This window comes from Vibrio sp. sp1 (genome assembly GCF_016920955.1).
Classification (GTDB): Bacteria; Pseudomonadota; Gammaproteobacteria; order Enterobacterales; family Vibrionaceae; genus Vibrio; species Vibrio alginolyticus.
Map to the genome: position 1 here is coordinate 1,368,799 of NZ_CP060589.1, position 22,627 is coordinate 1,391,425.

Consider the following 22,627-nt stretch of genomic DNA (forward strand, 5'->3'; position numbering starts at 1 on the left):
CCGCACGATTTGAAAAGGAGTTTCACGTGAAACACCACACCTTCCACGACCTTGTTGGAGTTGGATTAAGAACCCCTCACCTCGATTACTTTAGCCAAAACCAACCCGAGTTGTCTTGGTTAGAAATCCACAGTGAAAACTATTTCCAACCCAATGCAACAGAGCGCCATCAGCTACAAACGCTTCGCGAGCAATATCAAATTAGCTGCCACGGTATTGGTTTGTCGCTAGGTTCGGTGGAACGTGTTAGTCAAAAGCATCTTGCGCAACTTAAAGCACTGATTGACTCAATCGACCCAATCCTTGTTTCTGACCATTTAAGTTGGAGTGAAAACGGCGGTCACTACTTTAATGACCTGCTTCCACTTCCGTATACGGAAGAAGCGCTCAACGTGTTCACTCGTAACGTGAATGAAGTGCAGGAATATTTGCAACGCGAGATCTTGATAGAGAACCCATCTAGTTATGTGAAGTTTCAACATTCGACCATCAGCGAATGGGAGTTTCTTACCGAAGTGCAAAAGCGCACTGACTGTCGTTTATTGCTCGATTTAAACAATGTTTATGTTTCGGCGTTCAACCACGGTTTTGATTGCGACACATACCTAGATGCGATTCCAGCCGACAAAGTGGATGAGATTCACTTGGCAGGTTTTACCATCAAACAACTCGACAAAGGTGAGATATGGATTGATACCCATAGCCGCCCGGTTAGCGATGAAGTTTGGCAGTTGTTTTCACAGTGGACAAAAAAACACGGTCCACGTCATACGTTGATTGAATGGGATTTGGATATCCCCGCGCCAGAAGTCTTGCTCGAAGAAGCGCAGAAAGCATCACAACTGCTGTTGCAAGGCACACTTCCAAGTGAACAAAGCGAACCAAGGAAGGCATCATGAATCTAGCCACCTTACAAAGCCAGTTTGCTAAAGCCCTGCACTATCAAGCGCTCGGTGAAGACTGCGATATTGCCAGTGATGAGTTTACCGCTGATGAACGCATACAAATTTACCGCAATAACTTTATCGTCAGCTTAAGCGAAGTGTTGTCCGCGACCTACCCGATGGTTGAAGCGCTGCTTGGTGAAGAATGCTTTGAACAGATAGCTCGCCAGCATGTTCTTTCTTACCCATTAGAAGAAGGAAATGTGGTGCATTATGGCGAAGGCTTTCAAGACACCATCATGCAGTTTAGTCAGGTGATCGCACAAGCACCTTACAGCCCTGAAGTCGCACGCTTCGAGTGGCATATCGACCTAGCTCGTCAAGCACAGTATGAACAGTCCAATGCAGCAGAATTAAAACCGCTTGCGTTACTTGGCGAAGTGAGTGAAGAGCAACAACCCGCTTTAGTCTTACACCTTAAAAAGGGCTGCCGCAACTTTGACTCCAACTACGCAGTATTCGATCTATTTAGCGCGATTCAAACTGGGCAATTCGAACAACTTAATATCAACCAATTACAGCAAGGTGTCATCTCGATTCAAGCCAATGGAGAAGCCTTGTGTCACGCACTCGATGCCGATGTGTTCCAACTGCTGCAATGTTTAGAGCAGAAGCAGAGTTTGAGCGAAATACCTGAAGTTTTACTCGCTCATCTCAATCGCATCATGGCACTCGATATTGTTGACGGCTTTACATTGCAATCAATCTAAGGAGCACTCTATGACGGACACGGTTAAAAACTTAGTGAATCGGTACGATGATTTAATCAGTACCTTACAAGCAAGCTTTGTCCCTTTACTACTTCTCTTTTGTCGCTTTTGGGTTGCTTGGGTGTTCTTCAATTCAGGACTAATCAAAATCTCATCTTGGGATAGCACGCTGTACTTATTTGAGCTGGAATACCAAGTGCCAATCTTGCCATGGGAATTGGCGGCTTATTTAGGTACGGCTGCGGAGTTGGTTCTACCGGTGTTCTTGGCACTAGGATTGATTACCCGCCCGATGGCAGCAATGCTGTTTGTGTTCAACATCATCGCAGTGATCTCTTACCCACTGTTGTGGGAGAAAGGTTTTTATGACCACCAACTTTGGGGATTGATGATTCTTATCGTAATCGTATGGGGGCCAGGACCGCTGTCTTTGGACCACATCCTGAAAAAGAAAATGACGAGCTAAAAAAATCCCCGCATCATGCGGGGATTTTTTATTATTTATTCAAGTAAGCCAGTAGCTCTTCTGCTGAGATACCTTGCTGAGCGAGGTCTTTTGCCATCTGCTCGACTTGTTCATCTTTGCGTGACTCAATCACTTGCTGAAATTGGTACACGATATCACGCAAAATTGGCAGAGGTACTTGTTTCGCCGCACTACGAATACGCTCGGAGCTTTGATTACCCAGCTCATTAAGCAACTTGCCAAACATCACCTTTTCTGGTGAATCTTCCATTTGCTCTAGAATACGAGCCATTTCATACGTGGTTAACGACATTACTTTTTGAGTTCCGTTATGGTGTCAGGAAAAGTCTGAGTGACAAATATACACGCCTTACTTACATTGGAAAATACTAAATTACACTGATTTACGCTTTCGCAAAGCTCGAGTGCCAGTTCTTCCCTGCTTTTGTAAACAGAACGACCAACGCAGGTAATAGGACCCACATATGAATTGCAATCAAGGTTTGCGGATCCAGAGATAAGCGTTGCAGCGTACCCACCAACAAACCAGAGCCACTCATTTGGAACAATCCAAGCAGTGCAGCTGCCGTGCCCGCCTTATCACCAAACGGTTCTAACGCTTTCCCTGCCGCTGCACCCAGAATGAATGCAAAACCTACAGAAGACATGAAGATAGGTAGCATGAAAGAAAGCGCGGTATTCTGACCATTCATCACTAGCATGATCACACCAGCGAGACCCAGAGTTGAGATCCCGGTGACCAAGGTGTTGTGAGTTCCAACGCGCTCCATAAACTTAGGCGCCAGCATACATGCCGCAATGTTTATCACCGCATTTACACCAAACCAGAAAGTGAATTCATTCATCGACAGCCCCATCCCCGTCATCAATACCGACGGTGCTGAGGTAACGTAAGCAAGAATAACCGCCATCGCCATCAAGCATAATGACGCATGGAAAACAAAAGATGGTGTGCTAAGCACTGCCCAATACCGACTAAGCTTAAACACGGCTTGCTTTTCTGTTGACGGGTTAGTCTCTTTCATCATGAAAAACATCAATGATCCAGACACCACAGCAAAACCAGCCATAAAGCTAAAGTTAGCACGCCAGTCAAATTGCTGAGTTAACCAGCTACCTAGAATTGGAGCTAAAGCCGGAATAAAACAAATCGCACCGTTAAGGTAGCTGATCATTTTGCCGCTTTTTTCCGGGCCAAAAATATCGCGAACTGTTGCAAAGGCTGCTACCGATGTCGCACACGCACCTAAGCCTTGTAGCAGTCGGGAAACCAACATCCACTCAATATTTTGAGCACTCCACGCCAATAAAGCGCTCATCGCGTAAATGGTGATACCGCCCAATGCAACAGTTCGACGTCCGAGTTTATCTGCTAAGGGACCTGCGAATAGCTGACCAACACCCATAGCAAATAAGAACCAAGTGATCGTGTCTTGTGCTAGCGCATTATCGACCTGAAAAGTGGAAGCAATAAGAGGTAAAGCAGGTAGATAAATATCAATCGCTAAAGGACTAAAAAGAACCAAAAGGGTCAATAACGCCATCTGTTTTTTACTATTAGAAAACTGGCTAGACACACAACACTCCGAATTGGATAAAGAACTTTGGGTAAAGCTTAATCATCTGATGATATGAATGGAAATGATGTATAATCATGAGCATTATTCCTCAGAGGAAATTCACTGTGAATGTCGAAAAACTGGCTCGTATCGATTTAAATCTATTGGTCTGCTTTAAAGTGCTGATTGAAGAGTTAAACGTTACTCGTGCGGCCCACCGATTGTGCTTAAGCCAATCTGCCGTAAGTAAATCACTGGCTAAACTGCGCATTCAATTTGATGACCCTCTTTTCACTCGAAACTCACATGGATTAACACCTACGCCGCGCGCATTGTTTCTTAAACCGAAACTGGATCTGTTGATAAATCAGTTAGAAGTGCTGACTCAACCCGAAGAGTTTTCTCCGCAAAGCAGTGAATACCGTTTTCAAATAGCAGCGGTAGAGAGTGTCTACCCTCTCATTCTACCCCATTTCTTACCGGCGATTTTTCAACAAGCACCTGGCGTGACAATTAGCACACACCCGTGGTCGGATAATACATTTAAAATGCTTCAACGCGGCGAACTGGATTTAGGCTTAACTGGAAAAGATATCGATATAAACGATGCCAAGCTGACTCTTCAACCACCCGATGACATTTGCGAGTTGGAAATTTATCGTGATTACCAAATGTGCATTATTCGCAAAAACCACCCTGCGCTAAAACAACCTTGGAATCTGGAAGCCTATCTCGCCCTACGCCATGTACAGGTGCGTTGTGATGGCAACGACCGTTGGTTGCTAGATTATCGCCTTGCAGATATTGGCGCCGACCGCGATATTGCCGTCACTGTGCCCGACTTTAACAGTGCCGCAAGTTTATGTTCATACACCGACTTTATCTTTACTGCGCCAAGTCATTTTGTGCAACTTGCGGCCAAACAGCTTGATTTGGTCGTGCTGCCACTACCGTTAGAATTCCCACCTATGGCTTACACTTTATTCTGGCACCGAGATAGAGAAAACGACCCTGCATTAGGCTGGCTACGTACGATGATCACACAAAAAACCGATCACCTTAGATAAAAACACCGCACTCAATTTGCGCTTAGCGGCTAAAATGAGTAGCTTAACTGTCGTAGTCCTTTTTGGCTCATCTATGGCCTAGTTGTACTCCGACTCTATTGAAGTGATTGCGAACCTCAATGGAATCGTAAACTGCATGAAGCAGATGGAAACAGCTCCCACACCTGAGCATGAAGGAGCGGTAATTTGAAGGAATAACACAGATGCACAACGATACCCAAAGCCGCGTGAATGCAATTCGCGAATGGCTAGCACAACATAATATTGATGCCCTACTTGTCCCTCATGAAGACGAGTACTTGGGTGAATACGTACCAGCGCACAACGAGCGTTTACATTGGCTAACTGGCTTTACTGGTTCTGCTGGTGCTGCGGTAATCACCAAAGACAAAGCCGCTATCTTTGTTGATGGTCGCTACACAGTACAAGTAACAAAGCAGGTTCCTGCTGATCTATTCGAATACCGTCACTTGATTGAAGAGCCTGCACTAGATTGGATTAAAGACCATCTTGCAAATGGCGCGTCTGTGGCAATCGACCCTCGCATGCACAACGCTGCTTGGCTAGACATGGCACAAGCAAAACTTGCTGGCGCACTTGAGCTTAAGATTCTCGATAGCAACCCAATTGATGAACTGTGGCACGACCGCCCTGCTCCTGTGGTTTCTGATGTTCGCCTAATGGCAACAGAAGCAGTTGGTCAGTCAAGTGAAAGCAAACGCCAAGAAATCGCAGAGCTCGTGAAAAAAGCCGGTGCAGACAGCGCAGTGATCACAGCACTTGATTCTATCTGTTGGTTACTCAACGTTCGTGGTCTTGATGTATCACGTCTACCAGTTCTGCTTTCTCACGCGATTCTGCACTCAGACTCAAGCGTGGAATACTTCCTAGATCCTGCTCGCCTACCTGCTGAGTTTGACGCTCATGTTGGTGCCGGCGTGACGGTTCATCACCCAGAAGCATTGCAAGCACGACTAGAAAACCTAACTGGCAAGAATGTACTGGTTGACCCTGCGACAAGTAACGCGTGGTTTAAGCTGGTGCTTCAAAACGCAGGCGCATCTGTGGTGAGTAAAGCTGACCCATGCCTAATGCCAAAAGCGGCGAAGAACTCAGTTGAAATCGCAGGCATGAAAGCATGTCATATCCGTGATGGCGTAGCGATGAGTAAGTTCCTATCTTGGTTAGATACTGAAGTGGCTGCTGGTAACCTGCATGATGAAGCGACACTGGCGGACAAACTGGAAGCATTTCGTAGCGAAGACCCGACACTTATGGATCTTAGCTTTGATACCATTTCAGCGGCAGGCGGCAACGCGGCCATGTGTCACTACAATCACGAAAACCAACCTGAACCTGGCAAGCTAGAACTGAACACGCTTTACCTAGTGGATTCAGGCGGTCAGTACCTAGATGGCACGACAGACATCACGCGTACAATTGCGATCGGTCAGCCTTCACAAGAGATGATTAAACAATTCACTCTCGCACTAAAAGGTCACATCGGTGTTGCTCGTGCACGCTTCCCGAAAGGCACACGTGGTTACCAAATCGATACGCTAGCTCGTCAGCACCTGTGGGCGGAAGGCTACGATTACGACCACGGTACTGGTCACGGTGTTGGTCACTTCCTAAGTGTTCATGAAGGTCCGGCGAGCATTTCGAAGAAGCAAATCGACGTGCCTCTAACAGAAGGTATGGTGCTATCCAACGAGCCAGGTTACTACCGTGCGGATGCGTTTGGTATCCGTATCGAGAACCTAGAGCTTGTTGTTGAAACCCCAACTAACGGTGACTTCCCTGTTCTGTCATTCGAGTCGCTAACACGCTGTCCAATCGACAAGCGCAACATCAATGTTGATATGCTAACTCGTCCAGAGCTTGCTTGGTTGAATGATTACCATCAGAAGGTATGGGATGAGATCAGCCCACTTGTTGAGGGTGATGTGAAAGAGTGGCTTCGTCAAGCAACGCTACCAGTAGCACACAGCTAGAAGCTAGAAGCTAGAAGCTAGAAAAAAGTAGAGGGTTGATGTTTTGCATCAACCCTCTTTTCTTTACTTATGTTTCACGTGAAACATAACGATGACCAGTGTCTTTATTTGCTGATTAACCAGAATACGCCGAGTGCCAATCTCGCCATACAGGGTCAAACCCTTTGGCTCGAATCATATCTTCCACAGAACCTGCGCTTCGCTCATCACTGATCTCAAACTGCTCGAGTTCAACATCATCCATCGCATAACCACCCGGCTGAGTTTTCGATGCAGCAGACATACTGGTAATGCCTAAAGGCAATGCGTTATCTCTAAACTTCGGTGACTCACGAGTCGATAATGACAACTCCACTTCTGGATTCAACAAACGATAAGCGCAAATCAGCTGAACAAGTTGCTTATCCGTCATGACTGATTTGGGTTGGAGCGCACCCTCACAAGGACGCAAACGCGGGAAAGAAATCGAGTAACGAGTCTGCCAATACGTGCGCTCAAGATAGTCCAAGTGCGCTGCCACATAAAAACAGTCGGTACGCCACTCTTCCAACCCTATTAAAGCACCAATACCGATCTTATCGATGCCCGCCTTTGCAAGACGATCGGGTGTATCCAATCGGTATTCGAAATCCATCTTGTTGCCACGCAAATGGTGCTCGGCGTAAGTCGAAGGATGATACGTTTCTTGATAGACCATCACCGCATCCAAACCCAATGTCTTGAGCTCAGCGTATTCGTCTTGATCAAGTGGCTGTACTTCCATCGCCAAATAGTTAAAGCGCTTCTTAATCATAGGCACCATTTCGCGGAAGTATTTCATACCCACTTTAGTTTCGTGCTCGCCAGTCACCAGCAATACGCTATCAAACTTCATGCGTTTAATGGCTTCAACCTCTGCAACCACTTCGTCCCGATTCAAGGTACGACGTTTGATTCTGTTCTCCATCGAGAAGCCACAATAAGTACAAACATTGGCGCACAAGTTAGAAAGGTACAATGGAATATAAAGCGACATGGTATTGCCAAAACGCTTGCGAGTTGCCGAGTATGACAACTGCGCCATTTGCTCTAAGTACGCTTCAGCCGCTGGTGAAATTAGCGCTTTAAAGTCTTCCAAATCACGCTTGGGTTTATTCAATGCTCGCTCGACGTCTTTTGCCGTTTTCGCATAGATCGACATCGAAATGTCATCCCAATTAAGCTGCTTAAATTGTTCAACGAAGCTCATGTTTTCCTCGCTTATTAGCTAAATCAATCTAGGGCTAAAGCTCATCTAGGAATGACGTCAGTGGACTCGACGCAACCGCATGAGAAACCTTACCAGCAAGTCCGGCTTCATAAGCCATACGCCCCGACTCTACCGCCAACTTAAATGCCTTCGCCATCGCAACAGGATCGCTCGAAGCTGCAATAGCAGTATTAACGAGAACGGCATCCGCGCCCATTTCCATCGCACGCGCGGCATGTGAAGGAGCACCGATACCCGCATCGACAACCACAGGAACATTAGCTTGGTCGATAATGATCTCTAGGAAATCGTGAGAAACTATCCCTTTGTTGGAACCGATCGGTGCACCTAATGGCATGACCGCAGCACAGCCCACTTCCTCCAATCGTTTACACAGAACTGGGTCAGCATGACAATAAGGAAGCACAATGAAGCCTTCACGAACCAGTTGTTCAGCGGCTGCAAGTGTCTCAATTGGATCGGGCATCAAGTACTTCGGGTCTGGATGAATTTCCAGTTTTAGCCAGTTTGTACCTAACGCTTCTCGCGCCAGTTGCGCAGCAAACACAGCATCTTTAGCATTCTTTGCACCTGAGGTGTTCGGCAATAAGTTCACACCCGATTGTACTAACGGCAGCAAAATATCGTCTTGTTGGTCGTTCACATCGACACGCTTCAACGCCATGGTCGCAAGTTGAGATCCCGACACTTGAATCGCTTCTGCCATTAATCGGCTGTTGGCAAACTTCCCTGTTCCCGTGAACAGTCTTGATTCGAATTGTTTATCACCAATTTTAAGCATCGACGTTAACCCCCTGCGATCGCTTGAAACAAAGAGATGCTATCTCCCTGTGAAAGAACTGTGCTAGCCCACTCACTGCGCGGCACAACATTGTTGTTAATTGCAAAAACACAGCCCATTTCAGGCAGCGCAAATTGACTAATGATTTGCTGTAGATTCGACTCACTAGCAACTTGATGTGACTGGTCATTGATGACAATAGTGATCACATCTAAGTCAGCAGCGATCATTTGTGTTGTTTGTTGTTCTGATAACGTCATTGCTTCCAACTCTCTTAATTCTGCCCATTGCTCGTAAGCTAAATCTGAGCACACACTTGGCACTGTTTGTCTTTGCTTATCGCCATGGTTTGCCATTGCATTTTCAACCCATCAAACAGATGCAACTTGGCAGTCTCGACATGAAACTTTCCCGTCGCCAGTTTTTGAATTGCCGCTATCGCTTGGTAGTTACCAAGTGTGCCCACCACCGGACCGACGACACCGCTCTCACTGCATTTTTGACTTTGTGGTAATTCGTCAAACGGATACAAACAGCGGTAACAGGCTTTACTCTGCGCTTCTTGTTCACTTGGTGTTTGGTAATCAAAGACAGCGAATTGTCCTTGCCAACCAATTGCTGCCGCCGAGATGAGCGGCGTATTTTGCTCGAAACAAACTTGGTTAATTAGCTGGCGCGTTGGCATGTTATCGGTGCAGTCGAGCACCACATCCGCTAGCATCACCTCAAGCTGCAGTTGTGCTTTGTCTAATCGCTTATTGAGAGCTCGAATTTGGACCATAGAATTAAGTTCGGCCAGTTGCTTTACAGTCGCTTTTGTTTTCGCAACTTGGAGGTCTTGTTCACGATAAATGATCTGACGTTGTAGGTTACTGCTATCAACGTCATCGTCATCAACCACAACCAATTTACCAACCCCCGCTGACGCCAAGTACAAACTCGCTGCGCTCCCCAATCCACCACAACCGATGATCAGAACATGCGATTTGCTCAAACGCTCTTGCCCAACTTCGGCAATTTCAGGCAGAGCGACTTGACGCTGATAGCGAAGGAACTGCTTATCCGTGAGCATGCTCGCCTCTCTTGCTATGCGCCAACTCACTATTCTGATCAGTAAACATTAGCTGTCTTTCGTTCATCAGTTGTGCGAAGAACTCGATGACGGATTGAGGTGATTCTGCCAACGTAATAGCACGCACTACTGCTAAGCTAGAAACACCTGTTTGCCAAACTTGGTCTGCATTAGATTGGTCAATACCACCAATCGCGACCGTCGGAAAGCCAAGCACATGGTCACTAACTGCTTTGTCTTTTGAAGGGCGGAAAGCAGCCTCTGTATTTGTATAAGGAATGCTATCAATCAGCTTTTGATACAGCGCCAAGCGCACCAAACCTTGTGGCTTCGATGGCATCTGTTTAGTGGTGGTTGGGAAAATATGCCCTAGTGCGATGTAGCTAGGATGAATTTGTACGATGCGCAGTAGTTCATAATAACCATGAGTAGAAAGACCAAGATGAATACCCGCTTTAGTTAGCTGAGCTAAATTCGATTCTTCTATGTCTTCTTGTCCTAGGTGAACACCATAAGCGCCATGCTTGATTGCCAACTGCCAATAGTCATTGATGAACACTTGTGCTTGATACTGACGACCTAGCTCAATTGCTCGAATGATCTGTTGTTCTAAATCGGCTTGTTGTGGGTTCTTGATTCGCAGTTGAATAGTGTTGATGCCTAGTGGCAGTAGACGCTCAATCCAAGCAACATCATCAACGACTGGATAGAGCCCTAGACTTTGCTTAGTTAGAGTTGGAAAGCTAACGCTCTCACCTTGTGCAGACCAACCAACTTGAATACCTAGTCGGTTATCCTCCAGTACAGGTGTGGGGAAATCATCAAATTGGGCAGCCCACTGAGTAGTTCGTCCCTCGTCAAGGTTGTCATTAAACAGTGTTTCACGTGAAACATTCGCTTGTTGAGTTAGCATTCCTCGAGCAAGTGTTAACGCATCTTCGATAGGAAAATCGAGTACTGTCAGCGTTACTATCCAAGCAAGATGATGTTCGGGATCGAACATTGCGTTGAATTTGGACTTAACGGAAAGCGCTCTCACTTCGTTGTTAATTGGGTGACGCCAGATATCAAGCTGAAGCACTTTCTCCTTTTCATCGGATACCTGCGTATCAGCAATGCCAATATAAATCGCTTTCGACGGTTGCTTAGCACACGCTTCTACCGACAAAGCAGAGCGGTAATAGAGCACAAATGAACTCTCATGCTCAGAGTCATAACCATCAATAAGGTCTGTCGTTATGTGCGTAGTCTGTTGGTCACGAACAAGCTGAATAGATTGAGTTGGGCTCACACCCAACTCAATGTCTTCAATGTTAAAACCCTGTTCTTTCGCCAACAACAAACATTGCTGAACTAAACCTGTCAGTTCAATCAATGATGACGGAATAAGGATTTTGCTCATTAGCCACTTACCTCGGCATGTGCTGCTGGGTGGTATAACTCAGAACCTGTATCTCTAAATTCTTGCGATTTCTGACGCATCCCCTCAAGAGGATCATCCAGCATTTTGATCGATATAGCTTGGTCCGCAGCAACTTGCTCAGTATCTTTTGCGTACTCTCGTACCTCTTGCGAAATCTTCATAGAGCAGAACTTTGGTCCGCACATCGAACAGAAGTGAGCAACTTTTCCAGACTCTTGAGGCAAGGTTTCATCATGGAAAGCACGCGCGGTATCTGGGTCGAGCGACAAGTTAAATTGGTCTTCCCAGCGGAACTCGAAGCGAGCTTTAGAAAGCGCGTTATCACGAACTTGTGCACCAGGGTGTCCTTTCGCCAAATCAGCGGCGTGCGCAGCAAGCTTGTAAGTGATCATGCCTACTTTCACGTCTTCTTTGTTTGGTAAACCAAGATGCTCTTTAGGAGTTACGTAGCAAAGCATTGCACAGCCATACCAACCAATCATGGCAGCGCCAATACCTGAAGTAATATGGTCGTAACCAGGAGCGACGTCTGTCGTCAATGGACCAAGAGTATAGAAAGGAGCCTCATGACAGTGCTCTAACTGCTCTTCCATGTTCTCTTTGATCATATGCATTGGAACATGACCAGGGCCTTCAATAATCACCTGTACGTCGTATTCCCACGCAACCTTGGTCAATTCGCCAAGAGTACGAAGCTCTGCAAATTGCGCTTCATCGTTAGCATCAGCAACCGAGCCAGGACGCAGACCATCACCAAGAGATAGTGCGACATCGTACTTAGCACAGATTTCACAGATCTCTCGGAAGTGAGTATATAAGAAGCTTTCTTGGTGATGCGCTAAACACCATTTCGCGATGATAGAACCACCACGAGAGACGATGCCAGTAACGCGTTTTGCCGTCATCGGTACATAGCGCAGTAGTAAACCGGCATGGATGGTGAAGTAATCAACGCCCTGCTCTGCTTGCTCGATCAGAGTATCGCGCATCACTTCCCAGTTAAGGTTTTCCGCCACACCATTCACTTTCTCAAGCGCTTGATACATTGGTACGGTACCGATCGGAACTGGACTGTTACGTAGAATCCACTCGCGAGTTTCGTGAATATTACGTCCAGTAGAGAGATCCATAACGGTATCTCCACCCCAGCGCGTTGCCCACACTAGTTTCTCTACTTCTTCTTCAATCGAAGAAGTGACCGATGAGTTACCGATGTTGGCGTTCACTTTGACCAAAAAGTTACGTCCAATGATCATTGGTTCGGATTCTGGGTGGTTGATATTGGAAGGGATAATCGCGCGACCTTCGGCGACTTCTTTACGCACAAACTCGGCGGTAATGTCTTTTGGAAGATTCGCTCCAAAGCTTTGACCCGGATGCTGTTGATTCAGCACTTCATCGCGGTATTGAGCACGCCCCATATTTTCACGCAGGGCGATGTATTCCATTTCTGGGGTGATTATACCTTTGCGAGCATAGTGCAATTGGGTCACACAATGGCCATCTTTGGCACGTCGAATACGTGGTAGATTACCGTAACGAAGATCGTCTAGTGTTTCGTCTTCTAAGCGTTCTTTGGTGTACACCGAGCTTACTTCATCAAGTAGCTCAGTATCGGCACGCTCTTCAATCCACCCTTCTCTCAGCTTAGGTAAGCCGCTATAGAGGTCTATGGTGTGCTCTGGATCTGTGTATACACCCGAGGTATCGTAAACGCGTACTGGCTCATTAGGCTCGAAAATAGGCGCTTCTTTTGTGCCTCCAATAAGGCTATCAGCGAGTGATATTTCACGCATTGGCACACGAATATCTGGACGTGAGCCTTCTACGTAGACTTTGCTTGAATTGGGGTACGGTTGTACCGAGAGTGTATCAATGAACTGTTTTGCTTCCAGTCTCGCTTGTTTGCGACTCGACATAGCATTTTTCCTTGCTTTGTTATACTAGATAAAAAGTAATTGGATAAAAATGCTTGGCGGATAGATGCGACAAGAGGAGTCAAATTAAGGCTAGTTAAAGCTTACGATATTTGCCTGTAACAACATTCGACTTTTGATAGATCAACCAGAAAGAGCTCCGGTGTGAATATCTTCTCTTGTTCCCTTCGCAGATTCTAATCTGATCAGGTTCAACGGATCCCGAATTAACGGTCTCAGCCTTATGGCACTCCGACAAGTGATGTCAGTATATAAAAACGGCTTGGTGAAACCAAGCCGACCTGTTCAATTTTTAACTACTTTGCTAGCTGCGCATCAATAATTGAAAGCCTATCCACGCCGCTGAAATACTTAACACGACATTCAACAATACGTTCAACCCCATCTTAAAGAAAGCGCCCTGCTGCATAAGCAAAACATTATCCATCGAGAAGGTGGAAAACGTCGTTAGTGCGCCTAAAAAACCCAAGCCAATCACTTGTCGCCAAGGTTCCGTTGCCAAAAGTTCATTATCGAAAGCTGCTATCAATAAGCCCATCATAAATGAGCCAACAACGTTAACGGTTAACGTACCATATGGAAAACCACGCCCCAATAAAATGACACAAAGTTCAGAAATTAAGTAACGAGAACATGCACCAAATGCACCACCCAATGCAATAAAACCCAAAACGGATAGTTGTCCCATAATTCCCCCAGAAAAGTTAATGGCGACATTGTAATCAAATTTACGGCAATAGTGATTATACAATCTTAGAATTCAGCAAATTATAGCGCTTAAAACTTATCAAGATTTAAAAAGTTACAGGAGTCACTTTACTTCAATATAACCCATCAACCCCGTCTTCATGTGTTCGATCACATGACAATGGTACATCCAACGTCCAGGGTTATCTGCAACAAATGCCGCTTTCGCACTGCCGTTTTTTCCAAGCAAGACCGTATCGGTATGAAACGGTTCGTCGAGTTTTTTTCCATCTAACTCAAGAACCGTAAATGTGTGTCCATGAAGGTGAATAGGATGATGATATTGGGTGACGTTCTTTAGGTTGAAGATATAGGTTTTTCCCATCTCCAATGTTGAAAGGGGCGCTGGAATATTATCTTTGCTCATTCCCTCCCAAGCCCGTTTGTTCATCAGCCAGAATTTAGGTATCGCTTTGCCCGATTTATCAGCAGGAGTGATCGCCCCCTCCCACTCAAACACATAATCGATTTGCTCTGCATTTTTCAAATCGAGAGCTGGCACAGGGTTGAGAGGTAATAAAGGCAGTTTCTAGTTGTTCGACAGGTCAGACTCAACAACGTCAAACTCGCACAAAGGGAATGGGAAGCGTCCTTTCATTTGACGCACATAAACACGTTTTCCAACCTTCGGAGCAATCAATCCGATATCTAACCTCATTCCTGGACCAATTTTGTGCTGAGTGAGCTTATAAGGCGTTTTAACAGGATTACCATCAATAGCAATAACCCAAGCCTCTGCACCTTCAATAGCGATCGGGTAAGTAATGGTATTATCGACATTAGCAATTCTTAATCGCGTAGTGGCATTCTGCTTCAGCGTATAAACAGGTTCATGCACACCATTGACGCTACTCCACTCTCCGGGAGTCCCCATACGAGCGCTCAAGCGCGGCACCATAAGGTTCTTCCACTGACCTAGTTTGTCTAAATGCCAATGCTTGAGGACGACCTCATGCTCTTCATCAAACTGAACCGGCTCTGCCTCTTCAACGACAATTAGCCCGACTAAGCCCATACCAAGCTGCTTCACACTATTCATATGTGGGTGATACCAAAATGTGCCCGCATCTGGTGGTGTAAATTCATAAACGAATGTTTCACCTGGCATGATAGGCTGCTGGCTCAAGAAAGGGACACCATCCATTTCAATAGGGATTCGCAAGCCATGCCAGTGGATTGTAGTCGGCTCTGAAAGCTTGTTAGTAAACCGAATTATAACTTTCTCGCCTTGGCGACAACGAATCACAGGCGCTGGAATCGAACCATTAAATGCGAGTACGTCTGTGTTAAACCCAGGGACCAATTCTGCAGTAGAAGGCTCTGCAGTGATATCGTATATATATTTCCCCTGCTTATTAGTGCTCCTAGATAGAGAACATGCAGGTAGAACGGCAAGCGCGGAGATTGCTAAGGATGATTGAAGAAAGCGTCGACGAGATATATCCATACATAGTTACTCATTAATCCAGATCGGTTGAGTGTAACTAAATATAAATAGTGATTCCCCTTTATTATTAAAATTTCGGGCCACTGATCATTACAGCTAACTGTAGTTTCGTTCGTTCAGTAGATTAAATGCTGCCAAAGTACAGCAGAAAGCCATACTTACGGGATAAGAGTAGAAATAAGCTGTAATAATGAGAAGAAACCAGATACAAAAAAGGCTCTGACCTAAGCCAGAGCCTGATATGTGGCAGGGGTGGAGAGATTCGAACTCCCAACACGCGGATTTGGAATCCGCTGCTCTGCCAATTGGAGCTACACCCCTATAGAATTTTCATATTCTAGATTTGACAAAACCTCGCATAAGCGAGGTTGTCGATATTAAGTGGCGGAGTGGACGGGACTCGAACCCGCGACCCCCGGCGTGACAGGCCGGTATTCTAACCAACTGAACTACCACTCCGCAGTGGTATCACTCGCTTTAATAAGCAAGTGTCCGCTTTTGTCTTCACTTTTCGAAAAAGTGAAAATAAAACTAAAGCCTGGCGATGTCCTACTCTCACATGGGGAAGCCCCACACTACCATCGGCGCTATTTCGTTTCACTTCTGAGTTCGGCATGGAAATCAGGTGGGTCCAAAACGCTATGGTCGCCAAGCAAATTCTTTAATCTGGAAAGCTGTTTTTAATTCTCGTTCTTACACATTCAATGTTCTTTCATTGAGTCCATCAAAACCCCTTGGGTGTTGTATGGTTAAGCCTCACGGGCAATTAGTACAGGTTAGCTCAACGCCTCACAACGCTTACACACCCTGCCTATCAACGTCGTAGTCTACGACAACCCTTTAGGATACTTAAAGTATCAGGGAGAACTCATCTCAAGGCTCGCTTCCCGCTTAGATGCTTTCAGCGGTTATCGATCCCGAACTTAGCTACCGGGCAATGCGTCTGGCGACACAACCCGAACACCAGAGGTTCGTCCACTCCGGTCCTCTCGTACTAGGAGCAGCCCCTTTCAATTCTCCAACGCCCACGGCAGATAGGGACCGAACTGTCTCACGACGTTCTAAACCCAGCTCGCGTACCACTTTAAATGGCGAACAGCCATACCCTTGGGACCGACTTCAGCCCCAGGATGTGATGAGCCGACATCGAGGTGCCAAACACCGCCGTCGATATGAACTCTTGGGCGGTATCAGCCTGTTATCCCCGGAGTACCTTTTATCCGTTGAGCGATGGCCCTTCCATTCAGAACCACCGGATCACTATGACCTGCTTTCGCACCTGCTCGAATTGTCATTCTCGCAGTCAAGCGGGCTTATGCCATTGCACTAACCTCACGATGTCCAACCGTGATTAGCCCACCTTCGTGCTCCTCCGTTACGCTTTGGGAGGAGACCGCCCCAGTCAAACTACCCACCAGGCACTGTCCGCAACCCCGATAAGGGGTCGACGTTAGAACATCAACACTACAAGGGTGGTATTTCAAGGACGGCTCCACGCAATCTAGCGACTGCGTTTCAAAGCCTCCCACCTATCCTACACATGTAGGGTCAATGTTCAGTGCCAAGCTGTAGTAAAGGTTCACGGGGTCTTTCCGTCTAGCCGCGGGTACACTGCATCTTCACAGCGATTTCAATTTCACTGAGTCTCGGGTGGAGACAGCGTGGCCATCATTACGCCATTCGTGCAGGTCGGAACTTACCCGACAAGGAATTTCGCTACCTTAGGACCGTTATAGTTACGGCCGCCGTTTACCGGGGCTTCGATCAAGAGCTTCGACCGAAGTCTAACCCCATCAATTAACCTTCCGGCACCGGGCAGGCGTCACACCGTATACGTCATCTTGCGATTTTGCACAGTGCTGTGTTTTTAATAAACAGTTGCAGCCACCTGGTATCTGCGACTCTCAATAGCTCCATCCGCGAGGGACTTCACCGTCGAGAGCGTACCTTCTCCCGAAGTTACGGTACCATTTTGCCTAGTTCCTTCACCCGAGTTCTCTCAAGCGCCTTGGTATTCTCTACCCGACCACCTGTGTCGGTTTGGGGTACGATTCCTTACAATCTGAAGCTTAGAGGCTTTTCCTGGAAGCATGGCATCAATGACTTCACATCCGTAGATGCTCGACGTCGTGTCTCAGCCTTAAGAGAAACCGGATTTACCTAATTTCTCAGCCTACGCACTTGAACCTGGACAACCGTCGCCAGGCCCACCTAGCCTTCTCCGTCCCCCCATCGCAATTGTAAGAAGTACGGGAATATTAACCCGTTTCCCATCGACTACGCCTTTCGGCCTCGCCTTAGGGGTCGACTTACCCTGCCCCGATTAACGTTGGACAGGAACCCTTGGTCTTCCGGCGAGGAGGTTTTTCACCCCCTTTATCGTTACTCATGTCAGCATTCGCACTTCTGATACGTCCACCATGCGTTACCACACACCTTCAACCGCTTACAGAACGCTCCCCTACCCAATATACAAAAGTATATTGCCGCAGCTTCGGTTTACTACTTAGCCCCGTTACATCTTCCGCGCAGGCCGACTCGACCAGTGAGCTATTACGCTTTCTTTAAATGATGGCTGCTTCTAAGCCAACATCCTGGCTGTCTGAGCCTTCCCACATCGTTTCCCACTTAGTAGTAATTTGGGACCTTAGCTGGCGGTCTGGGTTGTTTCCCTCTCCACGACGGACGTTAGCACCCGCCGTGTGTCTCCCGGATAGTACTTACTGGTATTCGGAGTTTGCAAAGGGTTGGTAAGTCGGGATGACCCCCTAGCCTTAACAGTGCTCTACCCCCAGTAGTATTCGTCCGAGGCGCTACCTAAATAGCTTTCGGGGAGAACCAGCTATCTCCAGGTTTGATTGGCCTTTCACCCCTAGCCACAAGTCATCCGCTAATTTTTCAACATTAGTCGGTTCGGTCCTCCAGTTGATGTTACTCAACCTTCAACCTGCCCATGGCTAGATCACCTGGTTTCGGGTCTATATCCAGAGACTGAACGCCCAGTTAAGACTCGGTTTCCCTACGGCTCCCCTAGATGGTTAACCTTGCCACTGAATATAAGTCGCTGACCCATTATACAAAAGGTACGCAGTCACAGGACAAGCCTGCTCCTACTGCTTGTACGTACACGGTTTCAGGTTCTATTTCACTCCCCTCACAGGGGTTCTTTTCGCCTTTCCCTCACGGTACTGGTTCACTATCGGTCAGTCAGTAGTATTTAGCCTTGGAGGATGGTCCCCCCATATTCAGACAGGATATCACGTGTCCCGCCCTACTCGATTTCACTGAACACACGTCGTCAACTACGGGACTATCACCCTGTATCGTCGGCCTTTCCAGGCTGTTCGTCTAACGCGTGTAAAGCTTAAGGGCTAGTCCAATTTCGCTCGCCGCTACTTTCGGAATCTCGGTTGATTTCTTTTCCTCGGGGTACTTAGATGTTTCAGTTCCCCCGGTTCGCCCTGTTGAGCTATGTATTCACTCAACAGTAATACCTTATGGTATTGGGTTTCCCCATTCGGAAATCCCAGACTCAAATGGTTTTTACTACCTAATCTGGGCTTATCGCAAGTTAATACGTCCTTCATCGCCTCTGACTGCCAAGGCATCCACCGTGTACGCTTAGTCACTTAACCATACAACCCGAAGGAGTTTCGAGTTGATGTTCAAATCACCAAAGTTGTCTCTCATTATTTGAATGAGCGAGAGACATTCGATTTTGCCGGACTCAATTTCGAATAATCACTGTAAAAGTGATATTCCCAAGAACACTTGAATGTGTTTTTTGGTGTTTGTCATAAAGACAAACATTGAGAACTTTACAAACAATCTTAAAGATTGTTTTGTCAGCTTTCCAAATTGTTAAAGAGCTATGTTGCTTCACAAGGAAGTTACATTTTCTAAAGACTTTCAGAGTCAAAAACACCAACCAGTATCAATTGCTTGTTCTGGTTTGGACGTTTTATTCCAAAAATACTTAGAGAATGGTGGGCGATACCGGGCTCGAACCAGTGACCCCCTGCTTGTAAGGCAGGTGCTCTCCCAACTGAGCTAATCGCCCACATTGTTTTGATTTCCGTGGAAGGAAATGGTGGGTCGTGCAGGATTCGAACCTGCGACCAATTGATTAAAAGTCAACTGCTCTACCAACTGAGCTAACGACCCAATGGTATCCCGTAGGGGAGTCGAACCCCTGTTACCGCCGTGAAAGGGCGGTGTCCTAGGCCTCTAGACGAACGGGACACTAAGTGAACATCTTGGGGGATGTTCTATCTCTTAAACTTCATAAACCGTATCAATCTGTGTGAACACTCATCGCAATAATCATCGTTTAAGGAGGTGATCCAGCGCCAGGTTCCCCTAGCGCTACCTTGTTACGACTTCACCCCAGTCATGAACCACAAAGTGGTAAGCGTCCCCCCGAAGGTTAAACTACCTACTTCTTTTGCAGCCCACTCCCATGGTGTGACGGGCGGTGTGTACAAGGCCCGGGAACGTATTCACCGTGGCATTCTGATCCACGATTACTAGCGATTCCGACTTCATGGAGTCGAGTTGCAGACTCCAATCCGGACTACGACGCACTTTTTGGGATTCGCTCACTCTCGCAAGTTGGCCGCCCTCTGTATGCGCCATTGTAGCACGTGTGTAGCCCTACTCGTAAGGGCCATGATGACTTGACGTCGTCCCCACCTTCCTCCGGTTTATCACCGGCAGTCTCCCTGGAGTTCCCGACATTACTCGCTGGCAAACAAGGATAAGGGTTGCGCTCGTTGCGGGACTTAACCCAACATTTCACAACACGAGCTGACGACAGCCATGCAGCACCTGTCTCAGAGTTCCCGAAGGCACCAATCCATCTCTGGAAAGTTCTCTGGATGTCAAGAGTAGGTAAGGTTCTTCGCGTTGCATCGAATTAAACCACATGCTCCACCGCTTGTGCGGGCCCCCGTCAATTCATTTGAGTTTTAATCTTGCGACCGTACTCCCCAGGCGGTCTACTTAACGCGTTAGCTCCGAAAGCCACGGCTCAAGGCCACAACCTCCAAGTAGACATCGTTTACGGCGTGGACTACCAGGGTATCTAATCCTGTTTGCTCCCCACGCTTTCGCATCTGAGTGTCAGTATCTGTCCAGGGGGCCGCCTTCGCCACCGGTATTCCTTCAGATCTCTACGCATTTCACCGCTACACCTGAAATTCTACCCCCTCTACAGTACTCTAGTCTGCCAGTTTCAAATGCTATTCCGAGGTTGAGCCCCGGGCTTTCACATCTGACTTAACAAACCACCTGCATGCGCTTTACGCCCAGTAATTCCGATTAACGCTCGCACCCTCCGTATTACCGCGGCTGCTGGCACGGAGTTAGCCGGTGCTTCTTCTGTCGCTAACGTCAAATGATAGTGCTATTAACACTACCACCTTCCTCACGACTGAAAGTGCTTTACAACCCGAAGGCCTTCTTCACACACGCGGCATGGCTGCATCAGGCTTGCGCCCATTGTGCAATATTCCCCACTGCTGCCTCCCGTAGGAGTCTGGACCGTGTCTCAGTTCCAGTGTGGCTGATCATCCTCTCAGACCAGCTAGGGATCGTCGCCTTGGTGAGCCCTTACCTCACCAACTAGCTAATCCCACCTAGGCATATCCTGACGCGAGAGGCCCGAAGGTCCCCCTCTTTGGCCCGTAGGCATCATGCGGTATTAGCCATCGTTTCCAATGGTTATCCCCCACATCAGGGCAATTTCCTAGGCATTACTCACCCGTCCGCCGCTCGACGCCGTTATCGTTCCCCGAAGGTTCAGATAACTCGTTTCCGCTCGACTTGCATGTGTTAGGCCTGCCGCCAGCGTTCAATCTGAGCCATGATCAAACTCTTCAATTTAAGATTTTGTTCGGCTCAATGAATACTGAACATTACATAACGTAATGTTTGAATTGACTGTGCTGAATCTTTCGATTCAATGGTCACTTCGTATCATTGAAACCTAAATTGTTTCCGAAGAAACTATTTGGATTATCATCAACGAGTGCCCACACAGATTGATAGGTCTATATTGTTAAAGAGCTTTCCTGTTGAGCTTCGCTCAAAACAGGACGGCCATTTTAGCGAGTTAAAGTTTAGTGTCAATCACTTTTTTCAAACTTTCTTCAAGCGTTTCCGCTTGGCTAATTTGGCTTGCTAACTTGGCTCTTACTTTCGAAACTTAAGCTTCGAAGCGTTGCCGTGTCAGCGAGGTGGCATTATAGAGATTGCGATCACATTGGCAAGCCCTTTTTCTCGTTTTTTTTGATTTTTTTATCGTTTGGGTGTTTTTTATTCTAAAAGGCGAGTTTTCACTACTATTCTACCTCCATACACCCTGTAATCGCCCTGAATAAGGAAAAAAGATGAGCTCAATGAGAAGCTACAAAGGTATAAAGCCTGAACTTGGTGAGCGTGTTTACGTTGACCCAACCTCTGTTTTAGTCGGTGATATCCGAATTGGCGATGATTCTAGCATTTGGCCATTGGTAGCAGCGCGAGGCGATGTAAACCACATTCACATTGGTGATCGAACGAATATTCAAGATGGCAGTGTTTTGCATGTCACCCATAAGAACGCTGAAAACCCAAACGGCTACCCATTGATTATTGGTAATGACGTTACGATTGGCCACAAAGTGATGCTGCACGGTTGTCAGATCCACGATCGTGTTTTGGTTGGTATGGGAGCTATTGTTTTAGATGCTGTTGTAATTGAGTCAGAGGTGATGATCGGAGCAGGCAGTTTAGTGCCACCTGGGAAAGTATTAGAAAGTGGCTACTTATATGTTGGAAGCCCAGTAAAACAAGCTCGCCCTCTATCAGAAAAAGAACGAGCTTTCTTGCAAAAGTCTGCCAACAACTATGTGCAAAACAAAAACGACTACTTAAATGAAGTAAAAGACTTGAACTAAAGCCCTGTTAACCGATGATGATATGGCCTTCTTCGTTGAAGGCTTCATCTTCTATTAGCTCTTCAGCCATTTCTTCTAGGTCGAATCGGTAATCAGTAAACACTTTAATTGCCGCTTGCTCAGTTTCAATCAGTGAACCACTGAGCTTTTCTAACTTTTGTTTCGTCACAAAGCACTCTATTAGTGCGCCTGATTGTTGCGCCGAAAAGTTTACCGATTGTGATACTTCATCCCATGATTGAATATCTGGGAATAAGATGGATTGATTCATC

At 46.7% G+C, this 22,627-nt stretch carries 16 protein-coding genes, 5 tRNA genes, 3 rRNA genes, 1 pseudogene and 1 riboswitch; of the genes and pseudogenes, 6 read left to right on the forward strand and 19 right to left on the reverse strand.

Features of this window, described 5'->3' with window-relative positions; translation table 11 throughout:
- The first annotated feature begins 26 nt into the window (after window positions 1-26).
- The 3 genes from H9L11_RS06440 to H9L11_RS06450 are packed head-to-tail and all read left to right on the forward strand — an operon-like array spanning window position 27 to window position 2,120.
- Window positions 27-899 (forward strand): DUF692 domain-containing protein, encoded by an 873-nt coding sequence (locus H9L11_RS06440; RefSeq protein ID WP_017633509.1) that lies wholly within the window; start codon window positions 27-29, stop codon window positions 897-899.
- Window positions 896-1,654 carry a DNA-binding domain-containing protein gene (locus H9L11_RS06445; protein WP_205391054.1) on the forward strand — a complete coding sequence of 253 codons (759 nt, stop codon included), beginning with the start codon at window positions 896-898 and terminating at the stop codon, window positions 1,652-1,654. The genes H9L11_RS06440 and H9L11_RS06445 overlap by 4 nt, the downstream gene beginning before the upstream one ends.
- Window positions 1,655-1,664: 10 nt before the next feature.
- Window positions 1,665-2,120: a DoxX family protein gene (locus H9L11_RS06450; protein WP_205391055.1), complete on the forward strand. Its 456-nt coding sequence runs from the start codon at window positions 1,665-1,667 to the stop codon at window positions 2,118-2,120.
- 31 nt (window positions 2,121-2,151) lie between these two features.
- On the opposite strand, the gene H9L11_RS06455 is transcribed toward H9L11_RS06450, so the two are convergent.
- Both H9L11_RS06455 and H9L11_RS06460 read right to left on the reverse strand, forming a co-directional pair.
- On the reverse strand, window positions 2,152-2,433 hold the full coding sequence (locus H9L11_RS06455; RefSeq protein ID WP_005378786.1) for a hypothetical protein: 282 nt from the start codon (window positions 2,431-2,433) through the stop codon (window positions 2,152-2,154).
- 91 nt (window positions 2,434-2,524) lie between these two features.
- Window positions 2,525-3,718 (reverse strand): multidrug effflux MFS transporter, encoded by a 1,194-nt coding sequence (locus H9L11_RS06460; RefSeq protein WP_005382927.1) that lies wholly within the window; start codon window positions 3,716-3,718, stop codon window positions 2,525-2,527.
- A 107-nt stretch (window positions 3,719-3,825) separates the two neighbouring features.
- On the opposite strand from H9L11_RS06460, the gene H9L11_RS06465 reads away from it, so the two are divergent.
- The gene (locus H9L11_RS06465; RefSeq protein ID WP_005378791.1) at window positions 3,826-4,767 is read left to right on the forward strand and encodes a LysR family transcriptional regulator; all 942 of its coding nucleotides are present in this window, start codon (window positions 3,826-3,828) and stop codon (window positions 4,765-4,767) included.
- 203 nt (window positions 4,768-4,970) lie between these two features.
- Window positions 4,971-6,761, forward strand: coding sequence for an aminopeptidase P family protein (locus tag H9L11_RS06470; RefSeq protein WP_064368862.1), 1,791 nt, complete (start codon window positions 4,971-4,973; stop codon window positions 6,759-6,761).
- 115 nt (window positions 6,762-6,876) lie between these two features.
- Here H9L11_RS06470 and thiH read toward each other — a convergent pair whose 3' ends face one another.
- From thiH to H9L11_RS06550, 16 genes and pseudogenes are all read right to left on the reverse strand, one after another.
- The gene (thiH, locus tag H9L11_RS06475) at window positions 6,877-7,989 is read right to left on the reverse strand and encodes a 2-iminoacetate synthase ThiH (RefSeq protein WP_033907324.1); all 1,113 of its coding nucleotides are present in this window, start codon (window positions 7,987-7,989) and stop codon (window positions 6,877-6,879) included.
- Window positions 7,990-8,023: 34 nt separating this feature from the next.
- On the reverse strand, window positions 8,024-8,791 hold the full coding sequence (locus tag H9L11_RS06480) for a thiazole synthase (RefSeq protein WP_045403455.1): 768 nt from the start codon (window positions 8,789-8,791) through the stop codon (window positions 8,024-8,026).
- 5 nt (window positions 8,792-8,796) lie between these two features.
- Window positions 8,797-9,051 carry a sulfur carrier protein ThiS gene (thiS, locus tag H9L11_RS06485; protein ID WP_045403475.1) on the reverse strand — a complete coding sequence of 85 codons (255 nt, stop codon included), beginning with the start codon at window positions 9,049-9,051 and terminating at the stop codon, window positions 8,797-8,799.
- A 38-nt stretch (window positions 9,052-9,089) separates the two neighbouring features.
- Window positions 9,090-9,863, reverse strand: a complete 774-nt coding sequence (locus H9L11_RS06490; protein ID WP_205391056.1) for a HesA/MoeB/ThiF family protein — start codon at window positions 9,861-9,863, stop codon at window positions 9,090-9,092.
- Window positions 9,850-11,265 carry a thiamine phosphate synthase gene (locus H9L11_RS06495; RefSeq protein ID WP_176311213.1) on the reverse strand — a complete coding sequence of 472 codons (1,416 nt, stop codon included), beginning with the start codon at window positions 11,263-11,265 and terminating at the stop codon, window positions 9,850-9,852. The genes H9L11_RS06490 and H9L11_RS06495 overlap by 14 nt, the downstream gene beginning before the upstream one ends.
- Window positions 11,265-13,205, reverse strand: coding sequence for a phosphomethylpyrimidine synthase ThiC (gene thiC, locus H9L11_RS06500; RefSeq protein ID WP_176311214.1), 1,941 nt, complete (start codon window positions 13,203-13,205; stop codon window positions 11,265-11,267). The genes H9L11_RS06495 and thiC overlap by 1 nt, the downstream gene beginning before the upstream one ends.
- A gap of 163 nt (window positions 13,206-13,368) precedes the next feature.
- Window positions 13,369-13,467: riboswitch (TPP riboswitch) on the reverse strand.
- A gap of 60 nt (window positions 13,468-13,527) precedes the next feature.
- The gene (gene crcB / locus H9L11_RS06505) at window positions 13,528-13,911 is read right to left on the reverse strand and encodes a fluoride efflux transporter CrcB (RefSeq protein WP_005378811.1); all 384 of its coding nucleotides are present in this window, start codon (window positions 13,909-13,911) and stop codon (window positions 13,528-13,530) included.
- A 123-nt stretch (window positions 13,912-14,034) separates the two neighbouring features.
- Window positions 14,035-15,417: pseudogene (locus H9L11_RS06510) on the reverse strand (multicopper oxidase family protein).
- Window positions 15,418-15,661: 244 nt separating this feature from the next.
- Window positions 15,662-15,738, reverse strand: a tRNA-Trp gene (locus H9L11_RS06515).
- 61 nt (window positions 15,739-15,799) lie between these two features.
- Window positions 15,800-15,876, reverse strand: a tRNA-Asp gene (locus tag H9L11_RS06520).
- A 77-nt stretch (window positions 15,877-15,953) separates the two neighbouring features.
- A 5S ribosomal RNA gene (gene rrf, locus H9L11_RS06525) occupies window positions 15,954-16,070 on the reverse strand.
- Window positions 16,071-16,162: 92 nt separating this feature from the next.
- A 23S ribosomal RNA gene (locus H9L11_RS06530) occupies window positions 16,163-19,052 on the reverse strand.
- A gap of 349 nt (window positions 19,053-19,401) precedes the next feature.
- Window positions 19,402-19,477: transfer RNA gene (locus H9L11_RS06535), tRNA-Val, on the reverse strand.
- 28 nt (window positions 19,478-19,505) lie between these two features.
- Window positions 19,506-19,581 (reverse strand) — tRNA-Lys (locus tag H9L11_RS06540).
- Between the two features lie 2 nt (window positions 19,582-19,583).
- Window positions 19,584-19,659 (reverse strand) — tRNA-Glu (locus H9L11_RS06545).
- Between the two features lie 89 nt (window positions 19,660-19,748).
- A 16S ribosomal RNA gene (locus H9L11_RS06550) occupies window positions 19,749-21,300 on the reverse strand.
- Together the 16S, 23S and 5S rRNA genes with 5 tRNA genes alongside form the textbook arrangement of a ribosomal RNA operon.
- Before the next feature lie 506 nt (window positions 21,301-21,806).
- On the opposite strand from H9L11_RS06550, the gene H9L11_RS06555 reads away from it, so the two are divergent.
- Complete coding sequence (locus H9L11_RS06555) at window positions 21,807-22,355, forward strand: gamma carbonic anhydrase family protein (RefSeq protein WP_033906568.1); 549 nt, start codon at window positions 21,807-21,809, stop codon at window positions 22,353-22,355.
- 7 nt (window positions 22,356-22,362) lie between these two features.
- Here H9L11_RS06555 and H9L11_RS06560 read toward each other — a convergent pair whose 3' ends face one another.
- Entirely contained in the window at window positions 22,363-22,626 is a 264-nt protein-coding gene (locus H9L11_RS06560) for a DUF1488 domain-containing protein (protein WP_005379090.1), read from the reverse strand.
- Between the last annotated feature and the right edge of the window lies 1 nt (window position 22,627).

Excerpts from the sequence above, each read along its gene's own strand:
- crcB (WP_005378811.1), bottom strand. The coding sequence starts at position 13,911 with ATGGGACAACTATCCGTTTTGGGTTTTATTGCATTGGGTGGTGCATTT.
- H9L11_RS06560 (WP_005379090.1), bottom strand. The coding sequence starts at position 22,626 with ATGAATCAATCCATCTTATTCCCAGATATTCAATCATGGGATGAAGTA.
- H9L11_RS06455 (WP_005378786.1), bottom strand. The coding sequence starts at position 2,433 with ATGTCGTTAACCACGTATGAAATGGCTCGTATTCTAGAGCAAATGGAA.
- thiS (WP_045403475.1), bottom strand. The coding sequence starts at position 9,051 with ATGACGTTATCAGAACAACAAACAACACAAATGATCGCTGCTGACTTA.
- thiH (WP_033907324.1), bottom strand. The coding sequence starts at position 7,989 with ATGAGCTTCGTTGAACAATTTAAGCAGCTTAATTGGGATGACATTTCG.
- H9L11_RS06445 (WP_205391054.1), top strand. The coding sequence starts at position 896 with ATGAATCTAGCCACCTTACAAAGCCAGTTTGCTAAAGCCCTGCACTAT.
- H9L11_RS06470 (WP_064368862.1), top strand. The coding sequence starts at position 4,971 with ATGCACAACGATACCCAAAGCCGCGTGAATGCAATTCGCGAATGGCTA.
- H9L11_RS06495 (WP_176311213.1), bottom strand. The coding sequence starts at position 11,265 with ATGAGCAAAATCCTTATTCCGTCATCATTGATTGAACTGACAGGTTTA.
- H9L11_RS06490 (WP_205391056.1), bottom strand. The coding sequence starts at position 9,863 with ATGCTCACGGATAAGCAGTTCCTTCGCTATCAGCGTCAAGTCGCTCTG.
- H9L11_RS06450 (WP_205391055.1), top strand. The coding sequence starts at position 1,665 with ATGACGGACACGGTTAAAAACTTAGTGAATCGGTACGATGATTTAATC.
- H9L11_RS06555 (WP_033906568.1), top strand. The coding sequence starts at position 21,807 with ATGAGCTCAATGAGAAGCTACAAAGGTATAAAGCCTGAACTTGGTGAG.
- thiC (WP_176311214.1), bottom strand. The coding sequence starts at position 13,205 with ATGTCGAGTCGCAAACAAGCGAGACTGGAAGCAAAACAGTTCATTGAT.
- H9L11_RS06480 (WP_045403455.1), bottom strand. The coding sequence starts at position 8,791 with ATGCTTAAAATTGGTGATAAACAATTCGAATCAAGACTGTTCACGGGA.